This is a genomic window from bacterium (genome assembly GCA_020444065.1).
Taxonomy (GTDB): Bacteria; Sumerlaeota; Sumerlaeia; order SLMS01; family JAHLLQ01; genus JAHLLQ01.
On the sequence record JAHLLQ010000014.1, the window covers coordinates 1 to 10,217 of the forward strand.

The following is a 10,217-nucleotide window of genomic DNA, read 5'->3' on the forward strand; positions in this document are numbered from 1 at the left end:
TCCCACCTCCCTCCCCTCGTGGCTTGTTCCACGTCGTCCCGGCCCGATCCAGGTCACGGCAGGCCGATCCCGAGATCTCCATTTCGACATCCTGGCCGGCGCGCCGGGGCTTCTCGTCGCTTCCCCGATCTTCCAGACAAACGACCCGTTGCAGCCCGAACTGGCGTTTGTGCTCGCTGTCGAGGCCACCGCAGATCCGGTCGCTCCCGTTGTTCTGGCTCTTGCTTCCGATCCCGTGGTCTCGCGCGGTGGAATCGTGGCCCCCCAGGGCGTCATGCGGTTTACCGTTCAAGAAGCCACTGGGCGAAATGGGCTTTCGGGCGAAATCCTCGTCTCACGGCTCGAGGATGGAGTCGAAATCGCCCGCGTTGACCTGGCACCCGGCGAGGCTGCGGGAGAGTACCGGGCAGCCTGGAATGTTCCTCCCGAAGCTCTCCGCATTGGCCTCGGGGCTGAGGCCACTCTCCGAGACGCCGACTCCGGAATGCAGAGTTCCGGAGGGAGCGACCCGCTTGCCGCCGATCTGCAGTTCACCCTGCTGGATCGTAACACGGCCCCGCAAATTACCGAACCCGCCGACTTCAACGAGACCCTCTGGGCGACCCAGCCTCTTGAGGTCCCCTTTGCCGCAGTCGATCTCGAAGGAGACCCGGTCCGCTGGACGGTTGAGCACTCCCCTCTCCTCGACGTGACTCTCGACGAGGCATCCGGAATCTTGCGCATTCAGTACATTGGCGGCTACGCCTCCGAACCGCAGTTTGTGTCTCTCGGCGCAACGGATTCCTGGGGAGCAGCCGACTCACTCACTCTCGAATTCCCCGCGGTCTTTTTCCCGCCCTGGCCCTACTCGAGTCTGGTGGGATATGAAGATATCGAGCTCGACCAGAACCCTTTGCCTCTCACCGCCTTGGCCGGCTCTACATCCGAGAAGCCGCAACGGCTGGAGGTCGACTATCGCCCGCAAGGGACGGAGACCTGGACGCGCTATGGCGATTTCTCCTTCAACCGGATCGATCCTACATACGGTCTCTGGGTGTCGGATTTCTCGTGGAATTGGCCCGACGACGGGACCGTCGCATTCGAGCTGCAGCTCACGCTCATCGACAATACAGGGACGCCGGAGACTTCTCCTTCATGCTACTTGTTTGAGGTCCCCCGGTTTGGCGGAGCCGTCATCGGGATCGAAGTCCCGGGCCTCGTGTATGCCGGTAGCGACCAGGAAATTCTGGTGCACGTCCGCAACGACTCGAACCTGCCGTGGACGAAGGATGACGGGTTTGCCTTTCGACCTGTGGATCCCGTCGATCCGCTCACACGCTTTACCGCTGGCGAGTGGGGGGGAATGGACATGGTTGAGCGTGGACGGGATGGAATGATTCGCCTCTCCGCCCGAATGCCGGATACTCCCGGTTCCTACCGAACCGCGTGGCAACTCTGGCGCGAAGGCACTGGTGTCTTCGGGGAATCCGCCGAGACCTGGGTTCAGGTGAATCCTCAGCCGGGAGGGGACGGAGGAGTGGCACTCTTCCTGGATTGCCTTCTCGGGAGATCGGACCCATCGGCCAGCGCCATCAGCCTGGATCGCAACACCGACGGGATGGTCGATGCAAGCGACCTGCGGGCACTCCTCGCGGAACGTGAAATCGTCCCATAGCCCGTGTATCTCCGGACTCTAAGCAGCTAGAGCGGTTTTTTTAAATTTCTGTCGTGAACGATTTTTCTGCCGCGAGGTGAAGATATCTCTTTTTTTTGGGCGGGCCATTTGTGTTTGGTGGTTGGCCATGCCACCAACACGAACTCTCCCAACCTCGAGAACGCAATGTTCCCGGAACTGGAGACGGGGATCAAGAGCGCCACAACCTTATGCTCTTCGCGCCGCATGATGGCGATCAAGACTCTGCTCATGGGCATCGTCGTTTTCACCACCGTGGCCTTGCCTCACGGGGTTACAGAGAGGACGCTGTAGCGCCTGATACTAGGATTCTCGCGCCACGAATCGCTGAATCTCCACGGCGTAGCCATTTGGATCGGAAAGGAAGAAGTGTTCGATCCGATACTTCTCATTGTAGGCGGGAGGGGCTTCCGGAGTTGCCCCCCTCTTCAGGAGCGTTTCGTGCGATCGGGCTACGTCCTCGACCAGAAGGGTTATGATCGGCGAACGCGCATCTCGCGCCACCGGAACATGAGTACAGAAGCCCAGGCATCCTCCACCGGGCACGCGGTAGATTCGACAGACGCCCTGGTCGCGATCGAGTTCCAGGCCGAGCACATCGTGATAGAACGTATGGGTTGCTTCCAGGTCATCGGTGCCAAGGAAGACGATTAGGCCATCTGTGATATTCATGGGGGACAACTCCAGCATGAAGTGGAAGGTGCGGAGGCTCTCTGTCTTCTGACAGAGCTCGTCCCTCAGAGCCAGGCTTAAATGCGGGGCCGCCTCGGCGAGATTGGGAACATAAGATTGGGAGTGCGAGAGAGGGGGCGAGGAATGTCCTCTGAACCTCGCGTCCCTTGCAAGTCAGTAGAGGTACCAGCCATCGGCAGTTGGATTTGCCTCGATCGTGATAGCAGTGATACCGAGCTCTTCGACAACAGCGAATTGCAGTGGGTTCGTTTCCAGTTGCGTGTTACTCAGGTGTTCAGGCTCTTGATGTCGAGTGAAGAATCTGCTGGGGGAGAGGATCGTCATTGCTAACCGGAGACCATGGGCGTAGCAAGCACTCTTCCTTCTACCTTGGGATGCTGAATTCTGCGCTCAGCACCCTGTCCGAATCTGGCAGGCCTGCTCTTGTTCGTCACTATCAGATACGCATGGGAGATTTTACACTTGACGCCGACCCGTCGAATGCCGCTTTACTCAACGCACGGCCGCATGACGGCAGATAGGTGCCGCCATCGGCCTCAAGCGCCTGCAAAGGCGCTTTTTCTTTTTGCCTGCCTCCTGATCCTCCTCTTTCACGCACTTCCTTCTTCGGCCCGGTCCGACATCGCGTTTCTCGTCTCCTTGGACGAGCAGGAATCCGCCGCACGTTCGGTCATCCGAACGGCAGGACAACCCGTTCGAGATCAGGGCATCAAGATCACACATGGCTACTATAGGGGCACCAAAGTCCACATCGCCCGAACGGGCGCGGGCCTGGTTCCGACAGCGCAGACGACGACTTTTCTCCTCGCTCGCTATCCGGTGGATTGTGTCCTCTCCTATGGCGTCGCAGGGAGCCTGGCCGGGGCTTCGCCCGGGTCACTGTTCATTGCGAACGACGTGAGGCAACACAATCGCGGCACTGCTGGGCTGGGGGGGGGCAAAGGCCTGCCGAATCCTATCCCCGAGAACACAGATTCCGATCAATTTGCCGAAGAAATGGCGCTACTGGCCGCATGCGTGGCCAAGAAATTCACGCAACTCGACGTTGCGGTTACCACGGGAACGCTCGTTTGCGGAGACGAGTTCATCGCCTCTGTCCAGCGACGTGCCGAGCTGCGAGATGATTTCGATGCCGCCGCGGTGGATATGAACGGAACCGGAATCACGATTCCCTGCCAGCGATCGGAGACCCCGTATGTTGTCGTTCGTCGATTTACGGACATGGCAGATGAATCGGCGCCGCTGGAGTTCTCAACGAACACCAGGATTCCCATCCAAGAACTGGATTCACATGTGACACAAATGCTCCTTGACGCCTGGATTGACAACCGGTCTCTAGATGGTTGTAGAAAACAGGTACGACCGTAACATACGAAAGGAGCCACAAATGGCTACCAGGCGTCACTTCATGAAAGTCAGCCTGGGCGCTGCAGCGGCTGTTTCGCTGAGTGGTATGGTCCGAGCTGCTGTTCCTGGACAGGAATCCGTTACTGAAGCACTCCAACGCCAACTTCTTCATGCAAAGGGCGACGAACGAGTAACGGTCCTCCTAAAACTGGCACGTCGGTACCATCGGGATGGGCGGTATGCTGCCGAAGCGAGCACTCTGGAAGAAGTCCTCGCAACGGACAAGCTACGCGGATTCAAAAGCCTTTTTGCGCGCCTCAACTACGGCAAAGCACTCTATCAGGCCGGGGATTTCGCCGGTGCTGCACTCATTCTTGAGACACTCGCGGATGAACCTTTCCGGTATCGCGATGAGGCCACTCTTTATGCAGCTCGAGCGTCCGTTGCGATCCATGACTGGATGCGCGCGGAGAAGCTGATCGAGCGTCTGAAGAAGTCAAGCTGCCGCGACAAAGCTGTTCTCCTGCACGGCGATCTCGAGATGAAGCGCGGTCGTACGCTGCATGCACTCAAGCACTACGCTTCGCTGAATTCGCGCGCATCGTCTCAGTCCGAACAAGTCCTCTTCCGCCTGATGGAAGCCAATCTGCGCCTCGGCAAGGAAAATGTCGCACGGCACTTGTTCGATGCCGCCGTGGCGCCTTACAGCGGCGGGCTCAAAGAACTCGAGCTTCGGCGTCGCGCCTCTCATCTCTTCCTCCGCTTTGCCTATCCCGATTCTGCGATTGCGATCGCCAGTTTGGTTCCTGCGCTCTGTGCCAAGCTCTCCGCCAAGGACCGTCAGTTGGCGGCGAAGATTGCTCCGAAAGCAATGACAACGCTCGGAGAGGCCTACCGAATGCTGGAGCGGGACGCGGATGCGCGAAGTGCCTTCCGCGCGGGCCGAAACCTGGCCATTCCTGCCATCGTGGTTGGATCCCGGGCGATTCTTGGTGGAAATCCAGAAGAAGAGATCGTCCCGCCGTTGACCGGCGCGGCGAGGAGCGCCCTGCAGACTAAGGATGAGCCATATCTCCAGGAGACAGTCGGCGATGGAGCAACGGTCTGCCAGGCCACGGCGACCGTTCAGCAGACATTCAATTCCGAGATGGGGCACCTGCTCCGTCGTTACCGCAGATCCGACCTGTGGCGACCTCTCGCAGAGTCCCTCGTCGACGGGGACTATGCCAAGTCATCTGTCTCGCTCCAGGCCGGCCGGATGCTCGCCTCAGCCTGTCGTGCTGAGGGCTGTATCGAGGACGCCGTCGTGCATCTGTCTCGCGCCATCGGCCAAGCGAATTTCAAATCCCCCGACGATGAGATCGATTCGAGACTGCTCCTTGTTTCCGACCTGACCTCGATCAATCGAATCTCGGACCGAGATGCCGAACTGGCAATCGTGGATGCCGTGGTGCGGGAGCAGCCGATCGAGAATCGCCCCTGGTTTGCCTACAGGGCGGCTCGCGCTTTGCTGAAAGTCGAAGACTATGGCGCGGCCGACGCGAGGTTCTTCTCCGTTACGAATGATCATGTGGGCACTCGCGAAGCTCGGAAGTCTCTCTTCATGAGAGCACGCATTGCCCAGGAGCAGCTCGCACCAGAAACCGCCATCGATTTCTATCTCCAGGCCATGGAGTGTTGCCCCAACGATACGCAATACTCGGTGCAGGCGGCTGTTCTTGCTTTGCAGGTCGCCGAAGAGAACCCTGGCATCATGGCGCCGGAGACCGCGAGCGGGCTTCTGGATTCCCTGCTCGCCGATGGAGCGAACGACTGGCGCGTTCTTCTGCATTCAGCCCACTTCCTGGCCCAGCACGGCAAGCGCCCGAAAGCCAAGGAGATCACGCGCCAGGCTCTCGCGCTCTTTGACCAGCAGATCGTCGAACTCGGCTACGAACCATTCTCCGAGTCGTGGATTCGCAAACAATCGAAGCTCCTGAACAGCCTCTACAATCTCCTCGAGCACCAAGAGATTGTGGATCGGGTCCAGGCCGCCGGTGAAGGCGGATTCAACGACGCCGAGATGGCCCAGGCTGCTACAATGCCACTCTTCACGATCCGTGTGGTTTACGAGTACTCGCTCGGGGCCGTCGGTAAGAGAGACATGAAGAAGGCCGTGCATGCGGAGACGGAGGCGTTGTTCGCCCACGCTCCGGAGAAGTACCGCCGGACATTCGCCTACCAGCGCATCCACTCGACCTGGAATGGCGAGTCGTTTACGGCAGCGATCCCGCTGATCGAGGAGTACCTGTCGAACTACCCAACAACGCCCCACGCGTACTTGCTCCGCCTGAAATGGGCGATTGCCAAGACCTACGATGGCGACTACCAGGGCGCGCTGGATCTGCTCGAGCCGGGGCGTTGGTCACCCCCAGACGTGCGCAATCAAACTTACAAGATGTACCGAGCAAGTGTGAATTACGTCCGCGGCGAATGCCTGTCTCGTCTCGGCGACCCCGCAGGTGATGAACTGAAGGCCGCAAACAAACCCATTCCCTGGGTGGTCACATTCATCGAAAGGTTCCCGAGGCGATGAGAGGATACAGGAAGATACCTTACACAACGGCAATGCTATTCCTCTTCCTGGGTGGAACGGCATTGGCCGGTGGCACAAATCAGAACACACCATGCGAGTGTCCGGACGAGTTGCCACCCAGTATCGATCGCTGGGAGGTAGGAGGGGCTTTCTCGGTATCAGCCGAGCTCATCGACGGATCTTCGATACCCGTGCGCTGTGGGCCGATTTCTCCAGAAGAGTGCATAGCGATCGCCCGGTCTGAACTATTCGATCATTATCGCCTTAGTGTAATGGACGCGGACTTCCATTACACAGAATCCTGGACATGCTCGCAGGATACGGGATGCATACCGGAAGATGTTGGCGTGAAGGAATCGGTCCCGCAGTATCCGTGGATCGGAGAACTCCTCTTGGAGATCACATCGTGCCCCGATTGGACAACCCCTGGAACCAAGACGATCGGCTACAGGGTCTATGATGATGACTATTGGACTCATGCCGAGGACCCACCATGTTCAGGGTCGGTAACGGTGAGTGTCTGCGATATCCTCAGTCTGGCTCCCCCCACCGGAGGTACGATCACGGAACCATCGCATTCCTGGATGTACGAAGGCGCCGAACCCAACTTGATCTATCGCTGGGATACAGATGCTGTCGCTCCAGGGAATCCCGGCTATTATTCGATTCCCGTCCGTGCGAATTGGGACCCCGTTTGGAACGATATCGATTTTTCTCAGTGTCTCAGTCTACAGGTGCAGGGGAACCTACTTGGTTTCTTGTGGATGTCATCTTCGGGTGTGTTTGATAACATCACTGCTAGTTCGACAGTTTATTGGCCTCTATCGAGCGGTTCAGTTGATCTGTTTATCCAGGATAGCCCCACTCCTTGCACACAAGACGACGATGCCGACTCACCGGCCACTGGGGAAACGCCCTTGATGGCAGTGACTGTCTACGCTGATCATCTGGCTCGCGACCAGGCGAACATTGACACTTTGAACCCGGTTTACAAGGCGAGCCGGTGTCACGGAGCGGCGGCTCATGCATACAGCGGAGTTGACACGGGGGTCAGACCTGTCACAGGTCCAGTTATACCAGTCTACTCTGCGCCGGAAGAGTTTTCCATTCCTCCAGGGCCCGGCAACTACAATTTTATGGACTCGATCACTGTGTCTCGTGGTGACTTTCTTTTTATCAATAACGACAGTCATACTCAGACGGTGATAACGGGTGGAACCGTACGTTCTGCGACAATCTGGGAATTCAACGGAGTGTTGACCGGTTCCTACTTCGGAGCACAAGCAGTGAGTAGCTACGTTCCACTTGCACATCCATCGTCACCGACTCGGCGCGCCGTATACCGGATTGATCTTGTAAGAAAACCATGACCTTATCTTCGGCGAAGGACTTTCAAATGAACATCTATTGTACAGATCGGTTGCTTCCCCTGGCGGTTGTTGTACTGCTGGCCGCTCCTCTGTTTGTATCGCAGACTGCGACTGCACAACCCTCTTCGAATGACTTCGCGCAAGTTCGATCAAACTCCCTGGACCTCAGAGAGACTAAGTTCGCAATACCCCGAGGAGATATTTGGGTTGATGTTGCGAGCGATGAGTATGGCCGAGAGATATCGCGCGTCAGACTATTGCCAGAAGCCGGGCAAGAGCAGAATCTATTGGATGATGGGATGTATCATGAGATATTGGACGTTTCCCCGTCATCTGGACTCGTTGCTATCACGACGGAGACCGCCGATCGCCAGAGCCTCCTCTTCTCGCGTCTGCCTAGACCCGGCGAACGGACGGTTGATATCATAGACACAGAAGACGGTAGTAGACATACTATCGCTCAACTGCAGGCATGGGACACAGTCCTGGCAAAATGGAGTGACGATGGAGAATGGCTCGCTATTCACGGGCAGGTGGGAAGTGGTACGCAGAAGATCTTAGCGACTTGGTCAAGAGCGGACGACGGTATTACTGTGGTCCTGGATGGGCGCAGCGAAGTGAATGACTTCATACCTTTGGACGGCGGATCCATTGCGTTTTCTGGAGCCGCTGAGGTGGAGGGCAAGATCAAGTGGGGAATATTCCGTACCTCAGGTTCTACAGGCTCACCGGTAAGTGTGTCGGATATACTTGCGGCTCCCTCTTCACTGCAGCTCGATAGAACAACAGGAGAAATCTCATTTCTCGCACTCCAAGAGCATGAACCACCCGCCGAGGAACTTCCGCCATCTAGACTGCCTCGCATAGACTTCCATGTGAAGGATTCTGGAAATGGAACGAAAGTCTTGTGGGAGGATCGGGAGTTAGGGACGATAGAGTACAAATCGGATGTTCTTGCTGTGTTCAGAGTCGCAGATGGCGTGCTGGTGCACACGCGCCTTCCGGGTGCGAATTCTTCGGATCACCTACTCTTCCTCGCTGAAGGAGATACAATCTCAGAGTATGATGCGGAAGGCCGCCTTCTAATGCCGGTCGCCCTGCAGGGGCAAACTGGAGATATTCTCTTTGTCGATTCCCCCGCGGATATTGATCAGCGACGATTGAACTCTGGAGATCCGGCGACATGGGAACAGACGCTGAAGGTGTGGAATCCTATGAATGGAGAGACGAGAGAGTTGGGACCTCTGAATAGACCTCAGCCGCCAAGAGCTTCTTGGACACAAGATGGCGATGTTCTATTCATTGCCGCAGAAGATATTCTGCGCTGGAAACCGAGTCAAGAGGAGCCCGAAGTGTGCGCTTCCATGGTAGTTCCGTTGGAGATACTGGCGCTTGATAATGACCGGGCTGCTTTCACCTCCGTTATGGTCCCTGGCGAAGATGGTCGATTGCAAAGGGGGCTATTTGTCCTCAGTTGCGGCGGAAAGCCGCGACTGATAGACGGCAGTGCTGCTGGGGCGCGTCTGCTCAGATTGCTCGGAAATGAGGTCTTGGAGATTGAAGTCGTGTCTGCCAAGAGCGGGGTATGGGAGAAGCAGCAAATAGCGATAGGCGCGAAGTAAGTCACGAGCTCACAGCGGCAGAGGTGCCACAGGGATGTGAAAGATGCGCTTGATGCAGTCGAAGATGCCAACATTCCAAACGACTGTGTGGAGTGAATCGTGAGAATCCAAAGCTGTTCACTTGCTGCCTTGAAAAGATGGCTCAATCCTCTGGAATGATGATTTGGTATTTGGAAGCGGAGAGCTGCGATTTGGGACTCTGCCGCCCGAGAAAGTTGCGCAGTTTCGCCAGGACATATCCTCCATTCGCCATGCTTATCCAGATGCTGCATTTGAGAGTTATTCATTCAGTTTTCCCGATAGTCCGGATTTTTTCATGTTGTATAATGGTATTGAAACGGGGATCAGCTTGTCCTCGCCGCACCAACTCGTCGAAGCGGATGACAACCGAGCGGTCGTGACTCCGACAGGGTGGACGCGCAGTATGCGTCCCACGAACCACATCTGGACACGACGCCCGACCTCGGTGCAGGCTGATTGGACATTTTGTTCGAGGAGCTTGCCATGGGTTGTTTAGCGGAAGTGCGTGAGGAGAAGCGGCGGCGGTGGGAAGGGATTCTGGTGGAGCAGGAAGGCTCGGGGCTTTCTGTGGCTGCGTTTTGTCGCGAGCGGGGCGTGAACGTTCAGACGTTTCATTATTGGAAGAAGCGTCTTCGCCCAAAGGTCCGAGAAGGGGCTCTGCCGAATAGGTCGTTCCAAGAACTGGAACTTGTAGAACCGGCCCCAAGCGGCCACCACCTGGAGATCATCGTCGGCGACGTGACGGTGCGTGTGCCGCCGGCGTTTGCGGAGGAGGACCTGCGGCGCGTCTTGTCGATTCTGGCAGCGACAACGTGCTGACCCTCGCGCCGTCGGTTCGGATATACCTCTGCCTTCGCCCGACGGTATGCGTCCCACGAACCACATCTGGACACGACGCCCGACCTCGGTGCAGGCTG

General features: G+C 57.3%; 6 protein-coding genes. 5 read left to right on the plus strand and 1 reads right to left on the minus strand.

Features of this window, described 5'->3' with window-relative positions:
- Window positions 1–1,654: hypothetical protein (locus tag KQI84_19435; GenBank protein ID MCB2157056.1), on the plus strand; the 1,654-nt coding region annotated here is incomplete at its 5' end.
- A 321-nt stretch (window positions 1,655–1,975) separates the two neighbouring features.
- Here the strand turns inward: KQI84_19435 and KQI84_19440 are convergent.
- Window positions 1,976–2,344 carry a VOC family protein gene (locus KQI84_19440; protein MCB2157057.1) on the minus strand — a complete coding sequence of 123 codons (369 nt, stop codon included), beginning with the start codon at window positions 2,342–2,344 and terminating at the stop codon, window positions 1,976–1,978.
- A gap of 483 nt (window positions 2,345–2,827) precedes the next feature.
- On the opposite strand from KQI84_19440, the gene mtnN reads away from it, so the two are divergent.
- The 4 genes from mtnN (at window position 2,828) to KQI84_19460 (ending at window position 10,119) form a co-directional block, all read left to right on the plus strand.
- Window positions 2,828–3,733 (plus strand): 5'-methylthioadenosine/S-adenosylhomocysteine nucleosidase, encoded by a 906-nt coding sequence (gene mtnN, locus KQI84_19445; protein MCB2157058.1) that lies wholly within the window; start codon window positions 2,828–2,830, stop codon window positions 3,731–3,733.
- Between the two features lie 19 nt (window positions 3,734–3,752).
- Window positions 3,753–6,287, plus strand: coding sequence for a hypothetical protein (locus tag KQI84_19450; protein MCB2157059.1), 2,535 nt, complete (start codon window positions 3,753–3,755; stop codon window positions 6,285–6,287).
- A gap of 1,396 nt (window positions 6,288–7,683) precedes the next feature.
- Window positions 7,684–9,279: a hypothetical protein gene (locus tag KQI84_19455; GenBank protein MCB2157060.1), complete on the plus strand. Its 1,596-nt coding sequence runs from the start codon at window positions 7,684–7,686 to the stop codon at window positions 9,277–9,279.
- A gap of 504 nt (window positions 9,280–9,783) precedes the next feature.
- Window positions 9,784–10,119, plus strand: coding sequence for a hypothetical protein (locus tag KQI84_19460; GenBank protein ID MCB2157061.1), 336 nt, complete (start codon window positions 9,784–9,786; stop codon window positions 10,117–10,119).
- Window positions 10,120–10,217: the final 98 nt, after the last annotated feature.

What these genes read in the sequence shown, in the direction of transcription:
- KQI84_19440 (MCB2157057.1), bottom strand. Translation starts at nt 2,344, where the DNA reads ATGAATATCACAGATGGCCTAATCGTCTTCCTTGGCACCGATGACCTG.
- KQI84_19450 (MCB2157059.1), top strand. Translation starts at nt 3,753, where the DNA reads ATGGCTACCAGGCGTCACTTCATGAAAGTCAGCCTGGGCGCTGCAGCG.
- KQI84_19455 (MCB2157060.1), top strand. Translation starts at nt 7,684, where the DNA reads ATGAACATCTATTGTACAGATCGGTTGCTTCCCCTGGCGGTTGTTGTA.
- KQI84_19460 (MCB2157061.1), top strand. Translation starts at nt 9,784, where the DNA reads ATGGGTTGTTTAGCGGAAGTGCGTGAGGAGAAGCGGCGGCGGTGGGAA.